General features: G+C 64.1%; 19 protein-coding genes. 12 read left to right on the top strand and 7 right to left on the bottom strand.

Annotation, left to right across the window (positions count from 1 at the left end; translation table 11 throughout):
- Positions 1-8: 8 nt before the first annotated feature.
- Positions 9-926 (bottom strand): LysR family transcriptional regulator, encoded by a 918-nt coding sequence (locus CSQ95_RS04170; protein ID WP_099408614.1) that lies wholly within the window; start codon positions 924-926, stop codon positions 9-11.
- A 142-nt stretch (positions 927-1,068) separates the two neighbouring features.
- Between CSQ95_RS04170 and CSQ95_RS04165 the strand changes: the two genes are divergently transcribed.
- From CSQ95_RS04165 to mmsB, 3 genes are all read left to right on the top strand, one after another.
- A complete protein-coding gene (locus CSQ95_RS04165) occupies positions 1,069-2,265 on the top strand; it encodes an ABC transporter substrate-binding protein (RefSeq protein WP_373631425.1) in 1,197 nt (398 codons plus the stop codon).
- 86 nt (positions 2,266-2,351) lie between these two features.
- The gene (locus tag CSQ95_RS04160; RefSeq protein WP_099408612.1) at positions 2,352-3,866 is read left to right on the top strand and encodes a CoA-acylating methylmalonate-semialdehyde dehydrogenase; all 1,515 of its coding nucleotides are present in this window, start codon (positions 2,352-2,354) and stop codon (positions 3,864-3,866) included.
- Positions 3,867-3,876: 10 nt separating this feature from the next.
- Entirely contained in the window at positions 3,877-4,782 is a 906-nt protein-coding gene (gene mmsB / locus CSQ95_RS04155; RefSeq protein WP_099408611.1) for a 3-hydroxyisobutyrate dehydrogenase, read from the top strand.
- On the opposite strand, the gene CSQ95_RS04150 is transcribed toward mmsB, so the two are convergent.
- Positions 4,779-5,168 (bottom strand): DUF1090 family protein, encoded by a 390-nt coding sequence (locus CSQ95_RS04150; RefSeq protein ID WP_099408610.1) that lies wholly within the window; start codon positions 5,166-5,168, stop codon positions 4,779-4,781. The two genes, mmsB and CSQ95_RS04150, sit on opposite strands and share 4 nt — an antisense overlap.
- A 134-nt stretch (positions 5,169-5,302) precedes the next feature.
- On the opposite strand from CSQ95_RS04150, the gene CSQ95_RS04145 reads away from it, so the two are divergent.
- From CSQ95_RS04145 to CSQ95_RS04130, 4 genes are all read left to right on the top strand, one after another.
- Positions 5,303-6,145: a tetratricopeptide repeat protein gene (locus CSQ95_RS04145; RefSeq protein WP_099408609.1), complete on the top strand. Its 843-nt coding sequence runs from the start codon at positions 5,303-5,305 to the stop codon at positions 6,143-6,145.
- Positions 6,142-7,143, top strand: a complete 1,002-nt coding sequence (locus tag CSQ95_RS04140; protein ID WP_180278950.1) for a tetratricopeptide repeat protein — start codon at positions 6,142-6,144, stop codon at positions 7,141-7,143. The genes CSQ95_RS04145 and CSQ95_RS04140 overlap by 4 nt, the downstream gene beginning before the upstream one ends.
- Before the next feature lie 68 nt (positions 7,144-7,211).
- The gene (locus CSQ95_RS04135; RefSeq protein WP_099408607.1) at positions 7,212-8,426 is read left to right on the top strand and encodes an AGE family epimerase/isomerase; all 1,215 of its coding nucleotides are present in this window, start codon (positions 7,212-7,214) and stop codon (positions 8,424-8,426) included.
- Entirely contained in the window at positions 8,423-9,355 is a 933-nt protein-coding gene (locus tag CSQ95_RS04130) for a carbohydrate kinase (protein WP_099408606.1), read from the top strand. The genes CSQ95_RS04135 and CSQ95_RS04130 overlap by 4 nt, the downstream gene beginning before the upstream one ends.
- Positions 9,356-9,378: 23 nt before the next feature.
- Here the strand turns inward: CSQ95_RS04130 and CSQ95_RS04125 are convergent, their stop codons facing one another.
- Together CSQ95_RS04125 and CSQ95_RS04120 are read right to left on the bottom strand one after the other, a co-directional pair.
- A complete protein-coding gene (locus CSQ95_RS04125) occupies positions 9,379-10,467 on the bottom strand; it encodes a LacI family DNA-binding transcriptional regulator (RefSeq protein WP_099408605.1) in 1,089 nt (362 codons plus the stop codon).
- Complete coding sequence (locus tag CSQ95_RS04120; RefSeq protein ID WP_070291724.1) at positions 10,451-12,364, bottom strand: glucokinase; 1,914 nt, start codon at positions 12,362-12,364, stop codon at positions 10,451-10,453. The genes CSQ95_RS04125 and CSQ95_RS04120 overlap by 17 nt, the downstream gene beginning before the upstream one ends.
- A 345-nt stretch (positions 12,365-12,709) precedes the next feature.
- Between CSQ95_RS04120 and CSQ95_RS04115 the strand changes: the two genes are divergently transcribed.
- The 5 genes from CSQ95_RS04115 (at position 12,710) to CSQ95_RS04095 (ending at position 18,478) form a co-directional block, all read left to right on the top strand.
- Positions 12,710-13,996, top strand: coding sequence for a carbohydrate porin (locus tag CSQ95_RS04115; protein ID WP_099408604.1), 1,287 nt, complete (start codon positions 12,710-12,712; stop codon positions 13,994-13,996).
- A gap of 244 nt (positions 13,997-14,240) precedes the next feature.
- Positions 14,241-15,494 carry an ABC transporter substrate-binding protein gene (locus CSQ95_RS04110; RefSeq protein WP_035817882.1) on the top strand — a complete coding sequence of 418 codons (1,254 nt, stop codon included), beginning with the start codon at positions 14,241-14,243 and terminating at the stop codon, positions 15,492-15,494.
- A 114-nt stretch (positions 15,495-15,608) separates the two neighbouring features.
- Complete coding sequence (locus CSQ95_RS04105; protein ID WP_010397323.1) at positions 15,609-16,493, top strand: carbohydrate ABC transporter permease; 885 nt, start codon at positions 15,609-15,611, stop codon at positions 16,491-16,493.
- Positions 16,490-17,359, top strand: coding sequence for a carbohydrate ABC transporter permease (locus CSQ95_RS04100; RefSeq protein ID WP_070290751.1), 870 nt, complete (start codon positions 16,490-16,492; stop codon positions 17,357-17,359). Before CSQ95_RS04105 ends, CSQ95_RS04100 begins: the two co-directional genes overlap by 4 nt.
- Before the next feature lie 9 nt (positions 17,360-17,368).
- On the top strand, positions 17,369-18,478 hold the full coding sequence (locus CSQ95_RS04095; RefSeq protein WP_099408603.1) for an ABC transporter ATP-binding protein: 1,110 nt from the start codon (positions 17,369-17,371) through the stop codon (positions 18,476-18,478).
- A 71-nt stretch (positions 18,479-18,549) separates the two neighbouring features.
- Here the strand turns inward: CSQ95_RS04095 and CSQ95_RS04090 are convergent, their stop codons facing one another.
- The 3 genes from CSQ95_RS04090 to CSQ95_RS04080 form a co-directional block, all read right to left on the bottom strand.
- Positions 18,550-19,572, bottom strand: coding sequence for a ParB/Srx family N-terminal domain-containing protein (locus CSQ95_RS04090; RefSeq protein ID WP_099408602.1), 1,023 nt, complete (start codon positions 19,570-19,572; stop codon positions 18,550-18,552).
- A gap of 99 nt (positions 19,573-19,671) precedes the next feature.
- The gene (locus CSQ95_RS04085) at positions 19,672-20,907 is read right to left on the bottom strand and encodes a carbohydrate porin (RefSeq protein ID WP_099408601.1); all 1,236 of its coding nucleotides are present in this window, start codon (positions 20,905-20,907) and stop codon (positions 19,672-19,674) included.
- A 93-nt stretch (positions 20,908-21,000) separates the two neighbouring features.
- The gene (locus CSQ95_RS04080; protein ID WP_099408600.1) at positions 21,001-22,134 is read right to left on the bottom strand and encodes an ABC transporter ATP-binding protein; all 1,134 of its coding nucleotides are present in this window, start codon (positions 22,132-22,134) and stop codon (positions 21,001-21,003) included.
- Positions 22,135-22,144: the final 10 nt, after the last annotated feature.

Genomic DNA, 22,144 nt, shown 5'->3' with positions numbered 1-22,144 from the left:
CAGTGTGCTCAAGTTGGCCAGCTGGGCGTGGCCGTCTCGCCCATCAGATAGGCGTGATTCAAATCGATGGCGCCGCGCAGGTAGTTCCACAGGGCGCTGACCCGGGCGATGTTGCGCCGCTCGCTGGGCGAGATCATCCAGAAGGCGCGCAGCAGGTCGATCTCGCCGTCGAGCACGGGCACCAGTTCGTTCGACTGCTGGGCCACGAAGCAGGGCAGGATCGCCAGCGCCTGGCCCGCGCGCGCCGCGTGGTACTGGGCGATCACGCTGGTGCTGCGAAACGCGCGCAGGGAATCGGGCGCCACGTTGTCCATGTAGCGCAGCTCCGAACTGAAGACAAGGTCGTCCACGTAGCCGATGATCGGGTGCTGCGCCAGCTGCGCCACGCTGGTGATCGCTGCGTGGCGCGCCAGGTAGGCTGGCGTGGCATACAGTTTCAGCCGGTAGTCGGACAATTTCGTCACCACGTAGGGGCCGGACAGGGGCCGTTCGATGGAAATGGCCACGTCCGCCTCGCGCTTGGACAGGCTGACGAAGCGGGGCACGGCGATCAGGTCCACGCTGATGTGCGGGTATCGTCCGCAAAACTGCGCCAAATGGGGCGCGAGCACGATGGCGCCGAAGCCCTCGGTAGCACCAAGGCGCACCTGGCCCGACAGCAATCGGTTGTGTTCGCCCAGTTCCTCGGTGGCGGCAAACACCGTGCTTTCCATGGTCTCCGCGTATTCCATCAGGCGGTGGCCTTCGGGTGTCAGCTGGTAGCCCACGTAGTTACGGTCGAACAATTGCGTGCCCACCTGTTCCTCGAACTTGCGCATGCGCCGCGATACGGTGGAATGGTCGATGCCCAGCTTTTTTGCTGCGTCGACGAGTCCCGCGCTGCGCGTCAGTTCCAGGAAAACCCGTACATTGTCCCAATCGAGCATGTCTTGTCTCTTTGTGCATTTTTGCAAAGGAATTATGCATTAATTTCACTTGAGTGCATATTTTTACACATGCAGAATGCATCTATACATATAAGAAAAACCCATTCACCTGGAGACACGCATGAAAAAAACCGTTCTGGCCATGGGCGCGCTGGCGCTTTCCCTGTCTTTCACCGGCGCGCACGCGCAGATTTCCGATGGCGTCGTCAAGGTCGGCATCCTGACCGACATGTCCGGCCCGTACTCGGCCATGGGCGGGCGCGGCTCCGTCGTCGCCAGCCAGATGGCCGTCGAGGATTGTCTGAAAGCCGAATGCAAGGGCATGAAGATCGAAATCCTCTCGGCCGATCACCTGAACAAGGCCGACATCGCCGCCTCCAAGGCGCGCGAATGGATAGACCGCGACAAGGTCGACGCCATCGCCGATCTGACCAATTCCTCGGTGGCCCTGTCCGTGCAAAAGCTGATGAAAGAGAAGGGCGGCATCGCCATGTTCAGCGGCCCGGCCACGGGACGCCTGACGAACGAGGATTGCTCGCCGAACGGCTTCCACTGGATGTTCGACACGTATTCGCAGGCGGCCGGCACGGCGGCGGCGCTGACCAAGCTGGGACAGAAGTCCTGGTATTTCGTCACCGTCGATTACGCCTTCGGCCACTCGCTGGAAAAGGACGCCAGCGAAGTCGTCAAGCGCAATGGCGGCACGGTGCTGGGCGCCGTGCGCCATCCGCTGAACGCGTCCGATTTCTCGTCCTTCCTGGTGCAGGCGCAAGGGTCGAAAGCGCAGGTGATCGGCCTGGCCAACGGCGGCGCGGACACCGTCTCCGCCATCAAGCAGGCGCGCGAATTCCGGATCGGCAGCGGCAAGGACCAGCGCCTGGCCGCCTTGCTGGTGTTTCTCTCCGACGTGCACGCGCTGGGGCTGGAAACGGCCCAGGGCCTCGTCTACGCGGACGGCTTTTACTGGGATTTCGATGACCGCAGCCGCGCGTTTGCCAAGCGCTTCGAGGCGCTCAACAAGGGCGCCAAGCCGACCATGGTGCAGGCGGGCGTGTATTCGAGCGTCTACCACTACCTGAAATCGGTGGCGTCCGCGAAAAGCGACGATTCGAAGGCCGTCGCCCAGAAAATGCGCGAGCTGCCCATCAAGGATGCCGTCATGAACAACGCCTCGATCCGCCCTGACGGCCGCGTCATCCATGACATGTACCTGGTGCAGGTCAAAACCCCGGCCGAATCGAAAGGCGCGTGGGATTACCTGAAAGTGCTGTCCACCATCCCCGCCGACCAGGCGTTCAAGCCGATGGATGGGGCGGCGTGCAATCTCGTTAAAAAATAATTCCGGGGTCAGACCCGTCGGGTCTGACCCCAGCTTTACGCCGTTGGGTTTAGCTGAACAAACATCGCACACCCGGAGCCTCAATCATGAACCAAGCCCTCACCTCAGTCCCCTCCATCCCCCTGCACATCGCCGGCAAGCATCACGCCTCGACCAGCACGGAATGGCGCGACGTCGTCAACCCGGCCACGCAGGAAATCGTCGCCAGGGTGCCGTTTTCCACGCCCGACGAAGTCAACCTGGCCGTCGCCACGGCCAAGGAAGCCTTTAAAACCTGGAGGAATACCCCGCTGGCGGCGCGCATGCGCATCATGCTCAAGTACCAGCAGCTGATCCGCGACAATATCGGCGCGCTGGCCGAACTGATCACGCGCGAACATGGCAAGACCCTGCCCGATGCGGAAGGGGAAGTGATGCGGGGCCTGGAAGTGGTGGAGCATGCGTGCTCGATCGCCACCCTGCAGCTGGGCGAGATCGCGGAAAACGCGGCCACCGGCGTCGATGTCTACAATATCTACCAGCCGCTGGGCGTAGGCGCCGGCATCACGGCCTTCAATTTCCCCGTCATGCTGCCGTGTTTCATGTTCCCGATTGCCATCGCCTGCGGCAATACCTTTGTGCTGAAACCGTCGGAACAGGACCCGTCATCGACCATGTACCTGGTCGAGCTGATGTACCAGGCGGGCTTGCCGGCCGGTGTGCTGAACGTCGTGCATGGCGGCGCCGACGTCGTCAACATGCTGTGCGACCATCCCGACATCAAGGCCGTGTCCTTCATCGGCTCCACCCACGTGGGCACGCATGTCTACCGCCGCGCCAGCGAATCGGGCAAGCGCGCGCAATCGATGATGGGCGCGAAAAACCATTGCGTGGTGCTGGCCGACGCCAACAAGGAGCAGGCGATCAATAACCTGATCGGCGCCGCGTTCGGCGCGGCCGGCCAGCGCTGCATGGCCAATTCCGTCGTCGTGCTGGTGGGCGAGGCCCGCTCCTGGCTGCCGGAAATCGTCGCCCGCTCCAAGGCGCTGAAAGTGGGGCCGGGCAGCGACCGCACGGCCGACCTGGGCCCGATGGTCTCCAAGGCGGCCATGCAGCGGGCGGAAAAGCTGATCCAGGCGGGCGTGGACGAAGGCGCGCAGCTGCTGCTCGACGGCCGCGGCCACAAGGTGGCCGGCTACGAGGGCGGCAACTTCATGGGCCCGACGATTTTCTCGAAGGTGGCAGCGTCGAACGCCGTCTACACGCAGGAAATCTTCGGCCCCGCCATGTGCGTGGTCGAAACCGAGACGCTCGACGAAGCGATCGCCTTCGTCAACGCCAACCCGAACGGCAACGGCACCTCGATCTTCACCTCGTCCGGCTGGGCGGGGCGCAAGTTCCAGAACGAGATCGACGTGGGGCAGGTGGGCATCAACGTGGCCATCCCCGTACCCGTGGCGTATTTCAGCTTCACGGGCTCGCGCGCGTCGAAACTGGGCGACCTGGGCCCGAACGGCAAGCAGGCGCTGTATTTCTGGACGCAGACCAAGACCGTCACGGCGCGCTGGTTCGCCCCGGACGATGGCGGCAGCGGCGTCAATACCACCATTGCGATGAAATAAGGAGGCGGCGATGAGCACCAATATCGTTTTCATCGGCCTGGGCAACATGGGGCTGCCCATGGCGCAAAACCTGGTGCGGGCCGGCCATGCGGTGACGGGTTTCGACTTGCTGCCGGCCAGCGTGCAGCAGTTTGCCGACGGCGGCGGCCTCGTCTCCGGCGACCAGGGCGCGGCGATAGGCCAGGCCGACATCGTCATCACCATGCTGCCGGCCAGCCGCCACGTGCTGGGCGCTTATTTGGGTAACCCTTTGGGGGACGCGGGCATCCTGGCGCAGGCGCGGCCCGGCACTCTGCTGATCGACTGTTCGACGATTTCCACCGAGGCGGCGCGCCAGGTGGGCCGCGCGGCCGAGGAGAAGGGCATGCCCATGCTGGACGCGCCGGTGTCGGGCGGCACGGCGGGCGCCACCAACGGCACCTTGACGTTCATGGTGGGCGGCGAAGAATCCGCGCTGGCGGCGGCGCGCCCCTACCTGGACGTCATGGGCAAGGCGATTTTCCATGCGGGCGGCTCGGGTTGCGGGCAGACGGTCAAGATCTGCAACAACATGCTGCTGGGGATTTTGATGATCGGCACCAGCGAAGCGATACGCCTGGGCGTGGCCAATGGCCTCGATCCGAAAGTGGTGTCGGACGTGATGGCGAAAAGCTCGGGCCGCAACTGGACCCTGGAGGTGTACAACCCGTGTCCCGGCGTGGCCGAGAACGTGCCCGCGTCGCGCGGCTACACGGGCGGCTTTGGCGTCGACCTGATGCTGAAAGACCTGGGCCTGGCCGTGGAAAGCGCGCTGGCCAGCGGGGCGAGCGTGCCGCTGGGCGCCCTGTCGCGCAATTTATATAGCTTGCACAGCAAGGCGGGGGCGGGCGCGATGGATTTTTCCAGCATTTATCAGCTGCTGGGAGAGAAAGCCTAAGGCTGCTGCGCCTGCAGGGCGGCCAGTTCCGCCCTGGCTTTTTCCAGCTTGCCTTCCAGCTTGGCGATCTTCTTCGGCTCTTTATTCGCTTCCTGGGCCAGGCGCAGCGAGCGCTCCGTCTGGTTCACCTTGGCCTGCGCCTTGACGATTTTCTTGTTGTGGCGTTCGATCAGGGTACTGTCGCGGCAGTGGGCGTTGACCTCGTCGAGCGCGCGCGTCAGGCCCGCGACCTTGTCGGACAGGCCCTGTTCCTGCGCCTGCTGCAATTCGCTGCGGATGCTTTCTCGCTTGGCGGCGCAGCCGGCCAGCTGGGTGTCTGCGGCGCTGGCGCCCATGGAGGCGGCGGCGAACAGCAGGGTCAAGGCGGTTTTCGATAGAAGGTTCATGGCATTCCTGTGTCAGTGGTGGGCCCGTGCAATGTAAGCCTGCCGGCGTGCCCTGTCAAACTTCGCCTACCGTGCGCGCCTGTCCCGCATGGCATCGGCTACCATGCGTATTTTCTTCTTTTCGACACCGCCGCATGCCCACGAAATTACTATTGCTGATCCCTTTGCTATTGCCGCTGCCCGTCCTTGCCCAGACCTCGCCCACCTTGCTCGATCTGCAGCTGATCGCCATCAAGGCACGGGCCGATGCGGCCAGCCATAGCCCGGAAAGCATCGCCGAGTTTGCCGAGACCCGGCGTATGGCTGAAACGGGCGACGTGGAGGCGCAGCTGGAGCTGGCGCGCATGCTGCAGCTGGGCGTCGGCACGCCGCAAGACACGGCGCACTCGATGGCCTGGATACGCAAGTCGGCCGAAGGCGGCTACGCGCCGGCGCAATCGGCCTTGGGCCTGGCCTACACCGTGGGCGGCAAGGTGCCGATCGACCGCGTGCAGGGAGAGTACTGGCTGCGCAAGGGCGTGGCGCAGGGCGACGCGCTGGCGCAAACCATGCTGGCGCTGGAATTCATCGATGGCAGCAGCCCTGCCGAAGAACAGGCGCTGGCCATCGCATGGCTGAAGAAGGCCGCGCTCGAAGAACACTTTATTCCTGCCTATAACGCGCTCGGTGAACACCTGATGCGCGCAGCCGCCGATGAGCAGGAGCGCGGCGAGGCCTTCCGCTGGTATGACAGATCGGCGCGTGAAAAGGAGCCGGCCGGCATGCGCAACCTGGCCCGCTCGCACGAGCTGGGTCTGGGCGTGGCGCAGTCGGACAAGCTGGCCCTGGTCTGGTACGAGCGGGCGGGATGGAGCGGCGACCTGCCCGCCATGCGGCGCATGCTCGAGGTGTACGTGAAGGGTGAACTGGGACAGGCGGCGAATGCCGAAGACGCCGCCGAATGGCGCGCCAGGCTGGCGGAAAGCGAGAAGAAATGAAGACCATCGTATTGTTAGTGACCCTGGCGCTGGCGCAGCCCGTGCTGGCGCGGCCCGCGTCCTCCAAGGAACCGCGCCAGCATCCGGCGCTGGCCGAAATCGATATGTCCGGCCTCGACGACATGCGCGCGAAGGTGCAGGCCGTGGTCAACCGCCCGGCCGACCTGTCGCCGGAAAAAATCGCCGCCTACGAAAAGACGCGCCGCGCCGCGCAAAAGGGCGATGCGGCCGCCCAGCTGGAGCTGGCGCAGATGCTGCACGAAGGCGAGGGCACGCCGCGCGACGTTGACGCCGGCCTGGCGTGGATGCGGAAATCGGCCGAGGGCGGCTATGGCCCGGCGCAGGCATTCCTGGGCGTCGCCTATACGCTGGGGCAGGGCATGGCGGTGGACCGCAAGCTGGGCGAATACTGGTCGCGCAAGGGCGCAGCGCAAGGCGTGGAACTGGCCAACTTCATGGTGGCCCAGCATTTCGAAAACATCCACAGCAGCCCGGAAGAACAGGCGCACGCGCTGCACTGGCTGAAGTTCTATGCCGAAAACGGCTTCATTCCCGCCTACAATGAAATCGGCTACCGGCTGATGATGACGGCGCACGATGACGCGCAGCGCAGGGAAGCGTTCGGCTGGTACATGCAGGCGGCCAAGGCGCTCGATCCGCCGGGCTTGAACAATGTGGCCTACTCGTATGAAGTGGGGCAGGGCGTGCCGCAGAGCGACGAGGCGGCGCTGGGCTGGTACGAAATGGCGGCCATCGCGAAAAGCCCGCCGGGCCAGACGGGTTTTGCGCGCCTGCTGGAGCAGGGTCGCGGCGGTCCCACGCGTCAAGGGCCGGCACCCCAGCCCTTCGAGTTGTACCTGCTGGCGGCGAAGCAGGGCGACGCGGAAGCCATCGAGCGGCTGGTCAAGGTGTACGATAAGGGCGAGTTGGGGCAGGCGGCCGACCCGGCGCAAGCGGCACTGTGGCGCGAAAAGCTCAGGCTGGCCAGGACTCCCTAAGTGGACGAGACGGGGCGGAAACGGCATGCTATCATCATTGTTATCGATAACAATATCATGAGAGACCCATGAATCCCGATTTCCGCTCCAGGGCCATGCTTGAAAAGCACATCCTGCACACGATGCATTTCTACCACCCGCGCGCGTTTGACCCGAGCGGCGGCTTTTATCACTTCTTCCTCGACGACGGCACCGTGTACGACGCTGCCACGCGCCACCTGGTCAGCAGCACGCGCTTCATCTTCAATTACGCCATGGCTTACCGCCATTTCGGCGGCGACGATTACCAGGCGGCGCTGCGCCATGGCGTGGCATTTTTGCGCGACGTGCACCGCGACCCGGACACGGGCGGCTACGCCTGGCAACTGTCGTGGAAAGACGGCGTCAAGACTGTGGAAGACGGCGCCAATCACTGCTACGGCCTGGCCTTCGTGCTGCTCGTGTATGCGCATGCCTTGCAAGCCGGCGTGACGGAAGCGCGCGCCTACCTGGACGAGACCTTCGAACTGATGGAGCAGCGCTTCTGGCTGCCCGAACACGGCCTGTATGCGGACGTGGCCAGCGCCGACTGGTCGACGCTGGACGGCTACCGTGGCCAGAACGCGAACATGCATGCGTGCGAAGCCATGCTGGCCGCGTTCGAGGCGACGGGCGAGGCGCGCTACCTGCACCGCGCGGAAACCCTGGCACACAACATCACCGTGCGCCAGGCGGGTCTGGCCAACGGCATGATCTGGGAACACTACAAGAGCGACTGGGCTATCGACTGGGATTACAACCTGCACGACAAGAGCAATATCTTCCGTCCCTGGGGCTACCAGCCCGGCCACTTCACGGAATGGGCCAAGCTGCTGTTGATCATGGAGCGCCACGCCAGGTTCATGGCCGGTCCGTCCGGCTGGCTGCTGCCGCGTGCGCGCGAACTGTACGACACGGCGCTGGCCAAGGCCTGGGATGGCGCGCATGGCGGCATCCACTACGGTTTCGGCCCGCATGGTGAAATCTGCGACGGCGACAAATATTTTTGGGTGCAGGCGGAAAGCTTCGCGGCCGCCGCCGTGCTGGCGGCGCGCACGGGCGACGACGCCTATTGGCAAAGCTACGACAAGATATGGGACTACAGCTGGAAGCATTTCGTCGACCACGAACACGGCGCCTGGTACCGCATCCTGACACCCGAGAACCAAAAAATCAGCAACGAGAAAAGCCCCGCCGGCAAGGTCGATTACCACACGATGGGCGCCTGCTATGAAGTGCTGAACGTGATCGGCGGTGCCGTATGAGCGCCGCCTTCCCGCGCGAATTTCCACAATTCGTGTCGGCCGGCGAGGCGCTGACGGACATGCTGCGCACGGGCGCGGACGCCTGGAGCAGCCAGGTGGGCGGCTCGACCTGGAACGTGGCGCGCGTGATGGCGCGCCTGGGCGTGCCCAGCGCCTTTGCCGGCGCCGTCAGCCTCGATGTCTTCGGCGACGCGCTGGCGCAAGCGACCGACGCAGCGGGCCTGGACATGCGCTTTTTGCAGCGCCGCGCGAAGTCGCCGCTGCTGGCCATCGTGCATGAACTGCATCCGCCCACCTATTACTTCATCGGCGACGACAGCGCCGACCTGCATTTCGACGCGGCGCAACTGCCTGCCGGCTGGATGCAGGGCGCGCAATGGGTGCATTTCGGCGGCATCAGCCTGGCGCGCGAACCGCTGGCGGGCAAGCTGGTGGCGCTGGCGCAGGAACTCAAGGCGGCCGGCGTGAAAATCAGCTACGACCCGAACTTCCGCATCATGATGGATGCGCGCTACGACGCCACCCTGCGCCGCATGACGGAGCTGGCCGACGTGATCAAGGTGTCCGATGAAGATCTGGCGGGCCTGTTCCGCCACGACGACATCGATGGCGCGTTTGCCATGCTGCGCGGCTGGAATCCCCACGCCACGTATTTGTATACGCGCGGGTCGCAGGGTGCGGCGCTGTACCGGGGCGAGCAGACATGGCAGGCGGCCCCGCCCGCCATCGAGGTGGTCGACTCGGTGGGTGCGGGCGACGCCAGCATCGGCGGCTTGCTGTACAGCCTGATGTACCGGCCCGATGCGGACGGCGGCCAGCACTTGCGCTTTGCCGTCGCTGCGGGCGCGGGCGCCTGCCTGGCGGCCGGCGGCTCGCCGCCTTCGGTGGAACTGGTGGAATCGCTGGCGCAGCGCACCGTGGTGCGCTAAGCAACTCAGTGATAAAGCCGGGGTCAGAGCCGGCGGGTCTGACCCCGCGCAACGGGTCCCGACGACGCCCGTGCCATCAGGGTAAACGCCATCAGATGATGCGTTGCGGGCGCCGTTTCCCCCGCGCGGCGCTGGCGGATTTCATCGATTACCAGGGTGACGGCGGCGCGCGCCATGTCGGCGATGGGCTGGTGGATGGTGCTCAGCTCGGGCCAGACGGTGGTGGCGACGGGCGTGTCGTCGAAGCCGCACACGCTCAGTTGCGCCGGCACTTGCAAGCCCATGCCGTGCGCCACGGCCAGGGTAGCGGCGGCCATGTCGTCGTTGCTGGCGAAGATGGCGCTGGGATGCGGTTCGTGCGCCAGCAGCCGGCGCGCCGCGTCCAGCCCCGAACGGTACGTAAAATAGCCTTGCGCCACCCTGTGCGGCGGCACCTGCAAACCCGCTTCCCGCATGGCGTCCTCGAAGGCCTGGCGGCGCAGCAGGGCGGGCGTGTGCGCCGGATCGCCTTCGATGAAGCCGATGTCGCGGTGGCCCAGCGCGAGCAGATGGCGCGTCATGGCCAGCGCGCCTTCGTAGTCGTCGATGCGCACGGCCGAGACTCCGGGCGAGGGGCGTGCCGTGGCCACGGCGATGGCGGGAATGCCCATGGTATTGAGCTGCGCCAGCACTTCCGGTGAATCGCACAGGGGTGGCGGCACGAGGATGCCGTCCACGCCGGCCGCCACCAGGCAATCGATGCCGGCGCGCTGGCTGTCCAGGTCTTCGCAGCGTTCGAGCAGCAACTGGCCGCCGCCCTGGCGGCACTGGTCCATGGCGCCGACGAGAAATTCGCTGAGGAAGGCCGCGCTGGGGTTGCTGTACAGCAAGCCGATGCGCAAGGTGCCCGTGCGGGCGGCACGGGCCGCCAGGTTGGGCTGGTAGCGCAGGCTGGCGATGGCCGCCTCGACCTTGTCGCGCGTGACCGAGCTGACGCTGGCGCGCCCGTTGATGACGCGCGATACCGTCATGGCCGATACGCCGGCCAGGCGCGCCACATCGTGCACGGTGGCGCCGCTGGCCGTGTCGGCGGCGGTGTGGGCGGCGTGCGCCGCCTTATTCGAGGTGGCCACCGAATTTCAGCTTGCCGCTGATGCGCATGCCGTGCAATTGACCTTCTTCCAGCTGGGCGGCGCTGGTGCGCTGCGCCGTGTCGCGCCGCGCCAGTCCCACCGACAGGATATCGAGCATCATCAGCTGCAGCAGGCGTACGATCATGGGCACGAAATTGAGATTGCCTTCCGGGTGGTTCAGGGTCAGCAGCACGTCGGCCAGCTTGGCCAGCGGCGAACCGCTGGCCGTGATCGCCAGCACGCGCGCGCCGCAGCCCTGCGCCACCTTGACGGTACGCAACAGGTCGGGCAGGGCGCCCGAGCGGGAAATGACCAGCGCCACGTCGCCCGGCTTGAGCATGGCGGCGCTCATTTCCTGCGCCTGCGGATCGGCAAAGAAGCTGCTGACGATGCCCAGGTTAAGCAGCTTGTGCTGCATGTCGTCGGCCACCACGCGGGCGCTGCCCACGGCCAGCAATTCCACGCGCTGCGCGCCGCGCAGCAGCTCGATGGCCGCTGTCAGCGCCTTCACGTCGAGCATGTCGCGCAGGGCCAGCGCGGCCGAGGCGTTATTGCCCAGCACCTTGCGCGCCAGTTCCGCGTCGGAGTCCGAAATTTCCACGTGGCAGTGGGCCACCGTGATGGCGCCGCCCGTCAGGCCGGACGCCAGCTTCAATTTGAAGTCGGCCAGGCCCTGTACGCCGATCGAGCGGCAAAAGCGCATCACGGTCGGCTGGCTCACGCCGACCCGCTGGGCGATTTCGGCGATCGGCAGGGTCAGCATGGCGTTCGGCTCTTTCAATACCCAGTCGGCCACCTTGCATTCCGATGGGCTCATGCGGCCGCGCGCCTGGCGCACGGATTCGAGCACGGGCGCGCCGGTATGGGCGCGCTTGAGCTTTTGCGCCAGGATGGCGGCGATGCCGAGAAAAGTCGGCAGTTCGGCCGTGATCAGAAACGTGGGGATCTGCGCCAGGTATTCGTTCAGGCGGCCCTTTTGCTCGAAGCGGGCGCGGAACTGCGACCGTTCGAACAGGGGGCCCAGGCGCGGCACGATGCCGCCGCCTATATAGATGCCGCCCAGCGCGCCCAGGGTCATGGCCACGTTGCCGGCGATGGAGCCGAGGATGGCGCAGAAGCAGTCGACCGCTTCCAGGCACACGTCGCATTCATTGTTCAGGGCGCGGCTGGTGATGTCGGCCGCCAGCAGCGGCGGCACGTCATGCCGGCCAGCCCGGTCGGACAGGGCGCGGTAGATCAGTTCCAGCCCCCGTCCGGAGGCGAGGCGCTCGGCCGAGACGTGCGACAGTTCGCGCCAGGCGAAGGACAGCACGTCCATCTCGCGCTGGTCGCAGGGGGCGAAGCTGACGTGGCCCCCTTCGCTGCCCAGCGCGATCCAGCGGTCTTCGGCGGGGATCATGCCCGACACGCCCAGGCCCGTGCCCGAACCAAGCAAACCGATAACGCTGTCGGCGCGCGCCATGCCGCCGCCGATCTGCTGGCGCTGGTCGGGCCGCAGGTAGGGCAAGGCCATGGCCAGCGCCGTGAAGTCGTTCACCACCAGCAAGGTGTCGAGGCCCAGTGCGGCACGCATCGCCTCGATCGAGAAGAACCAGTGATGGTTCATCATGCGGATATTGTCATCGTCGATGGGATTGGCGATGGCGATGGCCGCATGGCGCACGCGCGCCGAACCGGCGGCGCGCGCCTCGCTGCTATCCATATATGCGGTGATGGCGTCGAGCAGCGACGCGTAGTCGTCGCAGGGCAGCACGGCGACCGCTTCCAGGTGGCCCTGGCGCGTTTCCAGCACGAAGCGGGCATTGGTGCCGCCGATGTCTGCCAGCAGGCGTGGCCCTTCACTGAAACGCTCCGCTGGATCGCTGCCTGCTACTTCCATTTTTTCATCAATTTTCATGGCGGTGCTTTGTCTCGTCTGCGTGCGTGGTCGTGGCCGCGCACTGTCGTTATGGGCAAAAACCAAGGATTTTAATTCGTATACGTGCAGCGTGCCGAAAAATGCAGCCCTGCCTTGCAGATGCTCATGTATCGGGTCAAAAACGGACACGTCACCATGAAAAGCAGTGCCTTCCAACGGCAAATGCGGGCGCAAATAAAGTGTCGCAGAGTAGTCGTAGGATTACAACATAATATGTTGATATTTGTTCGTAGTATAGTTACTATGTCCCTGCTGGAAAGAATTCTGGCCAGTACATTCGGCCACGAATGACTAGATAAAAAATAACTACTGAGGAGACTTACCATGCTGCATCGCAACATGTTGAAGGCCGTGTTGAAGACACTGCCAGCTGCCATCGTCTTGGCCATCGCCAGCGGTTCCGCTGCCGCCGACCCTATGTACCCATCCGATTCCGAAGGCTTCCATGGCTACCTGCGCGCCGGCGCCGGCAGCAATACCTCGGGCGGCGGCGGTTCGCAAGGCTGCTTCGGTCTGGGCGGCAATACCATGAAATATCGTCTGGGCAATGAGTGCGACGCCTACACGGAATTCGGCTACACCAAGTCCGTCGCCCAGTCCGGCGGCGTGAACTACCTGGCCACCATCTGGGTCAACGCTTACGCGCCCAACTCGGATTTCGGCGACAACAAACTGGGCATCGTCAAGGCCTATGTCGAAGCACAGGGACTCGATTTCCTGAACGGCGGCACTGCCTGGATCGGCAAGCGCTTCTACTACCGTCCTGACATCCACATGCTGGACTTGCAGTACATCAACATGAACGGCACGGGCGCCGGCCTGGACCGCATTCCTGCGGGCCCCGGTAAATTCTCGTACGCTTTCTTCAAGGACAACGACATCAACACCGTGTCGAAGACCGGCGTCGTCAGCACCAAATCGGCCGTGCGCCAGAACTTCATCTACGGCGAGATTCCCGTCAATGAAAACGGCACCCTGGACCTGGCCGCGACCTACATCATCGGCGAAGGCAAGGACAACGACGCGTTTGGCCAGAAGCATAACGGCTGGCAGCTGTCGGCCTTCCACCGTCAAGCGAAAGTCTTCGGCGGCGGCAATACCTTCGGCGTGCAGTACGGCGTCGGTCCTGGCACCGGCAAGGGCGCGCAGTTCGGCGCGTCGGGCGACACCAATTTCGGTTCGGACGTGAAACGCACGCGCATCTTCAATGACATGGCGATCCAGCCGATGGCCAACTTCGGCATGGAATTCGTCGCCCTGTGGCAAAAAGACGAATCGAACGCCAACGGTTCCTCGACCTGGACCTCGGTCGGCGTGCGTCCCGTGTACGCGTTCACCAACAACTTCAAGCTGGTGGGCGAACTGGGCACGGACCGCGTGACGCAAGCGGGCGGCCTGCCGGCCAAGCGCCTGACCAAGCTGACCATCGCCCCGACGATCTCGGCCGGTCCTGGCCTGTGGTCGCGTCCCGAGCTGCGCGCTTTCGTGACCTACGGCAAATGGAACGATGCGGCCACCGCCTCGGTCAATGCGTCGAACAACGGCGGCCCGATCTACAACAACAATACCAGCGGCACGTCGTATGGTTTCCAGGTGGAAACCTGGTTCTAAGTTTGCAGGCGTTGTCAGTCTAGATCAACCTGGCGCATCCTTCGCGGATGCGTTTTTGGCGCCGTCCCGTGATATAAATGCAATGTAGTCATGTCATGGATCACGGCGCCGTCTTTACACCAAGATGATGCCCGTTTGCAAGCGGGTCTGAGCACAAGAGCGCCGGTACAGGCGCAGATTTCACCTTTTTCGGCCCCCGTATGCCGAAGCCCCCTAAAAGCTTGATCAAAAAAGGAATGTGGAGATGAAACTGAAATTCAAGATTACCCAACTGGCCGCATTGACCACCCTGGCATTTGCCGGCAGCGCCTTTGCGACCGACGTGGAAGTGTTGCACTACTGGACCTCCGGCGGCGAAGCGAAGTCCGTGGGCCAGTTGCAGCAAATCGTGAAGGAAAGCGGCTTCGGCTGGAAAGACTTCGCCGTGGCTGGCGGCGCTGGCGAAAACGCCGCGACCGCGCTGAAAACCCGCGTCATTTCCGGCAACCCGCCGACGGCTGCCCAGATCAAGGGCCCATCGATCCAGGAGTGGGGCGCCGAAGGCGTGCTGGCCAATATCGATGATGCCGCCATTCCAGGCAAATGGGATGCCGTGCTGCCGAAAGTCGTCGCCGACATCATGAAATACAAGGGCCACTATGTTGCCGCTCCCGTCAACGTCCACCGCGTCAACTGGATGTGGGTCAATCCGGAAGTGCTGAAAAAAGCCGGCGTGGCCACCACCCCGACCACCTGGGATGCGTTCTTCGACGCGGCCGAGAAGATCAAGAAATCGGGCGGCATCGCGATCGCCCACGGCGGCCAGCCTTGGCAGGACGCCACCGTGTTTGAATCCGTCGCGCTGGGCGTGGGCGGCACGGAGTTCTACAAGAAAGCCATCCTCAAGCTGGATCAGAAGGAATTGACCGGTCCGACCATGCTCAAGGTGTTCGACACCCTGGGCAAGGTGAAGACCTACATCGACAAGGATGCGGCTGGCCGCGACTGGAACCTGGCCACCGCCATGGTCATCAACAACAAGGCCGGCTTCCAGTTCATGGGCGACTGGGCCAAGGGCGAGTTCACGGCCGCCGGCAAGGTGCCGGGCAAGGACTACCTGTGCGTGGCAGCGCCTGGCACGGACAAGGCTTACACCTTCAACATCGATTCGTTTGCCATGTTCACGCAAAAGGATGCAAATGCGAAGAAAGGGCAGATCGCCCTGGCCAACGCTATCATGAATCCGAAGTTCCAGTCGATCTTCAACCTGAACAAGGGTTCCATCCCCGTGCGTTCCGGCGTATCGAAGGACAAGTTTGACGCTTGCGCCCTGAAATCGATGGAAGACATGGACGCCACCAACAAGACCGGCGGCCTGGTGCCATCGTTCGCCCACGGCATGGCCCTGCCATCGGCCACGCAAGGCGCCGTGACCGACGTCATCGCCAAGTTCATGAATACCAACATGAGCTCGAAAGACGCGGTTGCCGCCCTGGCCAAAGCGGCAAAAGTGAAGTAATCACGACGGCGCCGGCACTCCCGCCGGCGCCCGCTGCATCGCATGCATCGCAGGCGTCCGCCCTGGCTTCGGCCAGGCCGGCGCCACACGCAGTTCTACTTCTACGGCTGTCCTATGTCCATACGCAAGCAATTCGACCGATGGATACCGCAGATGGTGCTGGGCCCCACGCTCATCGCCAGCTTGGTATTCGTCTATGGTTTTATCTTTTTGACCGGTTGGCTGTCGCTGACCGAATCGCGGCTGATGCCGAACTACGAGTTCGCCGGCCTGGTGCAATACGTCGAGCTGTTCGACAACGAGCGCTGGTGGACCTCGCTCAAGAACCTCGGCATCTTCGGTGTCCTGTTCATCGGTTGCAGCATCGCCATCGGCCTGTTCCTGGCCATCCTGCTGGACCAGAAAATCCGCGCCGAAGGCGCGCTGCGCGCCATCTATCTGTATCCGATGGCGCTGTCCTTCATCGTCACCGGCACGGCCTGGAAATGGATGCTCAATCCCAGCCTGGGCCTGGAAAAAGTCATGCACGACTGGGGCTGGACCTCGTTTACCTTCGACTGGCTGGTGAACTCCGACATGGCCATCTACACGGTGGTGATCGCCGGCGTATGGCAGTCATCGGGCTTTGTCATGGCCCTGTTCCTGGCCGGCCTGCGCGGCATCGATGACGAAATCATCAAGGCGGCGCAAGTCGACGGCGCGTCCTTGCCGACGATCTACTGGCGCATCGTGATTCCCGCCATGCGTCCCGTGTTCTTCAGCGTGCTGCTGATCCTCGCGCATATCGCCATCAAGAGCTTCGACCTGGTCATCGCACTGACGGCTGGCGGACCGGGCAACTCGTCGTCCGTACCGGCCATCTTCATGTACCAGTTTTCCTTCACCCGCGGCCAGCTGGGCCTGGGCTCGGCATCGGCAATGATGATGCTGGCCACCATCGTGGCCGTGCTCGTGCCGCTGATGTACCTGGAAACGCGCAGCGCAAAGGCGATGAGATGACACCTACCCGCAATAATCGACTCACCCTCGGACGGGTGGTGGTATACCTGCTGCTGATTTTGTTCGCGGTGTACTACATCGTGCCCCTGTACGTGACCCTGTCGACGTCGTTCAAGTCGCTCGACGAGATCCGCAGCGGCAACCTGCTGGCCTTGCCGCACGTGTGGCAGTTCGATTCCTGGGCCAAGGCCTGGTCTTCGGCTTGCACGGGCGTCACCTGCGACGGCATGCAGCCGTTCTTCTGGAACTCGATCAAGATGGTGATTCCCGCCGTGCTGATCTCGACCTTCCTGGGCGCCTTCAACGGCTATGTGTTCGCGCACTGGCGCTTCCGTGGTTCGGAAATCCTGTTTGCCGCCTTGCTGGTGGGCTGCTTCATTCCATTCCAGGTGGTGATCTTGCCGATGGCGCGTTTGCTCGGTGAATTCGGCCTGGCCAATACGACTACCGGCCTGGTTTTCGTGCACGTGGTGTACGGCACGGCCTTCACGACCCTGTTCTTCCGCAACTATTACATCGGCGTGCCGGAAGAACTGATCAAGGCGGCGCGCATCGACGGCGCCGGCTTCTTCCTGATCTTCCGCAAGATCGTGCTGCCGATTTCGGGTCCGATTTTCGTCGTCTGCATCATCTGGCAATTCACGCAGATCTGGAACGACTTCCTGTTCGGCATCGTCTTCGCCAGCGGCGATTCGCAGCCGATCACGGTGGGCTTGAACAACCTGGTCAACACGTCCACGGGCGTGAAGGAATACAACGTCAACATGGCCGCCGCGGTGATTGCCGCGCTGCCGACCCTGCTGGTCTATCTGGTCGCAGGCCGTTATTTTGTGCGCGGTCTGACCGCAGGCGCAGTCAAAGGTTAAGGAAAGAATATGTCCAGTTTATCGATACGCAGCATCCGCAAGGTGTACACGAATGGCGTCGAAGTCCTCAAGGGCATCGACATCGAGATCAAGGATGGCCAGTTCCTGATCCTCGTCGGCGGCTCCGGCTCCGGCAAGTCGACCCTGCTCAACATGGTGGCAGGCCTGGAAAGCGTCACCTCGGGCGAAATCCTCATCGACGGCAAGGTGGTCAACGACTTGCCGCCGAAGGACCGCGACATCGCCATGGTGTTCCAGTCCTACGCGCTGTACCCGTCGATGACGGTGCGCGAAAACATCGCGTTCGGCTTGAACGTGAAAAAGGTGCCGAAGGCGGAGCAGGAAGAAATCGTCTCGCGCGTGGCCGAAACGCTGCAGATCACGCACTTGCTGGACCGCCGCCCGGCGCAGCTGTCGGGCGGCCAGCGCCAGAGGGTCGCCATGGGCCGCGCCATCTCGCGCAAGCCCTCGCTGTTCCTGTTCGACGAACCGCTGTCGAACCTGGACGCCAAGCTGCGCGTGGAAATGCGCGCCGAGATCAAGCTGCTGCACCAGCGCCTGAAGGCCACCATCGTCTACGTCACGCATGACCAGATCGAGGCGATGACGATGGGCGACCTGATCGCCGTCATGAAGGATGGGGTGGTGCAGCAACTGGGCACGCCGCAGGAAATCTACGACAATCCGGCGAATCTGTTCGTGGCCGGCTTCATCGGCTCGCCGTCGATGAACTTCATCACCGTCAAGCCTGTCATCGAGGGCAACGAAGTGTTTGTCGCCATCGAGAATGCGGGCAAGAGCATGCGCCTGGCCTTGCCGTTCGCCGCCGACAAGCTGCGCAGCTATGCGGGCCGCGACGTGATCCTGGGCGTGCGCCCGGAACAGATCACGGACATGAGCAGCGCGCACGGCGACGTGGGCCAGGAACTCGGTTGCCTGATCGACCTCGTCGAGCCGACCGGCCCCGACACCCTGCTGACGACGCGCCTGAACGGCGCCGCCGTGACTTGCCGCACGCACCCGCGCGAAGCGGTGCTGCCGGGGCAGACCATGCAGCTGTCGTTCAACCTGTCGAAAGCGGCCCTGTTCGACCCGGCCAACGGCGAACGCATCGCGTAAGCGCCACCTGCAACAGAAAACGGCCCGCTTGTCGCATGACAGGCGGGCCGTTGTCGTTTACGCCGCCGCGCTTATTGCGCCAGCGATTTTTTATAGGCGATGGCGTGGCGCAGCTTGCCCTTGTCGTCGATCAGATCATCGAACGCTTCCCGGTTGACTTCCCGCAGGGCGCCCAGCTCGCGCGCGCTCTTGCCGCCGCTGACGCTGTCGCCGGGCCGCAGCGCCACCATCGCCTGCGCGGCCAGCAGGATGGCATTGGCATACGCGACAGGGTCGCGCAGGTCGACACGCGCCAGGTCCAGCGCCGGCATGCGGCGCAGCCAGTCGGCCCAGTAAAACTCGAGAAATTCCGTGGCCTTGCCGGGCGGCTCGTAGCCGATCTCGCGCGTAAAGTAGACGAGCGAGCGGTAGGGATCGTCGCCGAGCGTGCGCAAGCCGATGGCGGACGGCAGCTGCCGCGGCGTGATGGCCTGGTTGCGGCCGTTCTTCAGCCAGACCTTGTTTTCTGCGCGCATGCGGGTCCAGAAGGCCGCTTCGTCCAGCGCGCTGAAATTGTCGCTGACCTTGACCCAGACCTGCAATTGCTGATTGCGTCCGCCATCGGCTTCCCGGAAGGCGGAAAACGTGTGGTGGCCATCGGTCAGGTACACGATGCCGCGCGGGCCGATGACGACGGTCTTCATGTCGTCCGGGCGACTGCCCACGGCCGCCTTGCAGCGGTAGCCGGCCGGCGGCGCGGCCAGGGTGGCGCCGGCCACGTTGGCCGTGCCGGGCAAGACGTCGCCCTGGCCATTGGCCTCGCACAGGTCGGCAAATTTCCTGGGCTTGGCGATGTCCGCGATATGTTTTTCTTCGGCCGCATAGCGTCCCAGCTTGTAGTACACCTGGTCGTAGCCGATGGCCGGTTGGGTCGGATGCAGTTCATCGAGGCGCACCTGCAGGATGCGCGGATGGGCGGCGCTGCCCGCCACGGTGGACATCAGCGCCTGCTGGCGCGCGCTGAGGGCGGGCGCGACGACGGCATCGCGGGACCATGCCATGCTGGCGAAAGACAGGGCCAGCGCGGCGGCGGCCCGGGGAAGTGCGGCGTGCATGCGACCTCCGAAGTGAGCGGTATGGCGTGCAGCATAGCGCGGCACGCGATTTCGCACAGTCCGACAGGCGCATGCACTGCGCCAGATCAAGATAGTTTCTTAAAACCACGTCTCCACTTGCAGGCCGAACGAGGTGCCGCTGGTGGCGTTGCCGTACACGGGACCGGACTCGTTGGCCTTGTTGACGGCGGCCGTGGCGGCGTCGTTCCATTTGCCGTAGGTGACGAAGGCGCGCAACTCCGGGCGCGCCCAGTAACCCTTGCCCGCCGTCAGGGTGGGCGCGAAGGTCAGCTTGGTCAGGCGCTGTGCGGCGCCGCCCGTGGGCGAGGTCACGCGGTCCGTGCCCAGCTCGAACTGCAGCTTGAAGTTGTCGTTGACGGCATACACGGGGCGCACGCCCACGGTGGTCCAGGTCGAGCTGCCGCCCGAGACGTTGGACTTGTCGCGCTGCACGATGGCCACCATTTCCGCGCTCCATTCGGGAGTCGGCTGTATCCACAGCGAATTGAAGATGCGCAGGCGCGTCACGTCGCTGCCGTTGCGGATCGAGCCCGTGGTGCCCATGCGGTCGCAGCACTGGCCGCCGGCGCCCGTGCCTGGCCCCACGCCGTACTGGATGCCGAAGGTGTTGGCGCCGCCCCACACTTTATCCTGCTTGTGCAGCACGGTGGCCTGCCAGCCGCTGTGCGAGGTGCTGTCCTTCTTGTCGGGCGTGATGAGGGTGGTCAGCACTTCCAGCGTGCCATCCTGGTTGACGGGGATGCCCTGGTAGACGAGGTTTTGCCGGATGGCCGAGTTGCCGGGCTTGTCGTTATCCTTGAAGAAGCCATAGCTGATGCGGCCCGGTCCCAGCTTGTACTGGTCGATGCCGCCGCCCGTGCCGTTCATATTGATATATTGCAAGTCCAGCATGTGAATGTCGGGACGCATGTAGTAGCGCTTGCCGATCCAGGCCGTGCCGCCGTTGAGCGTGGGTATGTTTTTCGCTTCCACGTACATCTTCGACATGCTCAGGTCCGAATCGCTGACGGCGGAGCTGGGCGTGTAGGCTGCCACCATGATATGGCCGACGAAGCTGACGCCGTTGGGCGACTTGGCCATTTCCTTCTGGTATTCGAATTCGCCATACGTGTCGCATTCGTTGCCGAGCCGGTAGCGCATGGTGTTGCCGCCCAGGCCGTAGCAGCTTTGCGGGCCGCGGCTGTCCGTGCTCGAGCCGAGGCCGGCGCGGAAGTAGCCGTGGTATTCGCCTTCGGCATCGCTGGCGTGGGCGGCGCCGCAGGCCAGCAGCATGGTGCAGGCGAGGGCCAGCGAGGTCTTGATCGGGTGTTGCATGGAATCTCCTTGTCGTTATTAAAATGCGTGCTTGGGCACGTCGTCTACCGGATCGCTGCCGATCCAATCGGGGGGCTGCCTGGGCGGAAAGGCTCAGGCGGCCAGATTTTGTTTCGAGGAAATCAGGTTGCCGGGCTGGCGCCGCGTGCGCGCCACGCCCTGTGCGTCGAACAGGTGGAAGGCGCTGCTGGCGGCCGAGACCGTGAATGGCTGGCCCAGCGGCACGCGGTTGTTGCCGTCGCCGCGTATCACCAGTTCCTGGCCGTTGTCCAGGCTCAGGTAGATGAAGTTGGCTTCACCCAGGTGTTCCACCAGGCTGACGACGCCCTGGAAGCGGGCGCCGCCGTCGCCGTTTTCCAGGATGTGTTCGGCGCGCAGGCCCACCGTGACGGCGTCGCCCGCCCGCAGGCCGGCCGGATCGACGAGGGCCGTGATTTCCTGGCCGCTGGCCAGGGCTACGCGCACGCCATCTTCCTCAGCGGCAATGACTTTTCCCTCGAAGAAATTCATCATGGGCGCGCCGATGAAGCCGGCCACGAAGCGGTTCGCCGGCTGCTGGTACAGCTCGAGCGGCGTGCCCGCCTGCTGGATATGGCCGCCATGCATGACGACGATCTTGTCGCCCAGGGTCATCGCCTCGACCTGGTCGTGCGTCACATACACGATGGTGGCGTTCAGCTGGCGGTGCAGCTTGGCGATTTCCAGCCGCGTCTGCACGCGCAGGGCCGCGTCGAGGTTCGACAGCGGCTCGTCGAACAGGAACAGCTGCGGCTCGCGCACGATGGCGCGGCCGATGGCCACCCTCTGGCGCTGGCCGCCCGACAGCTCGCGCGGCAGGCGCTCGAGCAGATGGTCGATCTTCAGGATGGCGGCCGCGTGGCGCACGCGCCGGGCGATGTCATCCTTGCCGGCGCCAGCGATCTTCAGGCCGAACGCCATGTTGCGGAATACGCTCATGTGCGGATACAGCGCATAGCTCTGGAAGACCATGGCGATGCCCCGCTCGGCGGGCGGCAGGTCGTTGACGACCTTGCCGCCGATGGAGAGGGTGCCGTGCGAAATGCTTTCCAGGCCGCACAGCATGCGCAGCAAGGTCGATTTGCCGCAGCCGGAAGGGCCCACCAGCACGACGAATTCACCGTCGCGGATGTCGAGGTCGATGCCGGCCAGCACGTTCGTGCGGCCGTCGTAGGATTTGCTCAGTTGTTGCAGGCTTACATGGGCCATGGTGCACCTA

Origin of the sequence: Janthinobacterium sp. BJB304 (assembly GCF_002735765.1) — a bacterium.
Classification (GTDB): Bacteria; Pseudomonadota; Gammaproteobacteria; order Burkholderiales; family Burkholderiaceae_D; genus Janthinobacterium.
This window is presented reverse-complemented; position numbering and strand designations above follow the sequence as displayed.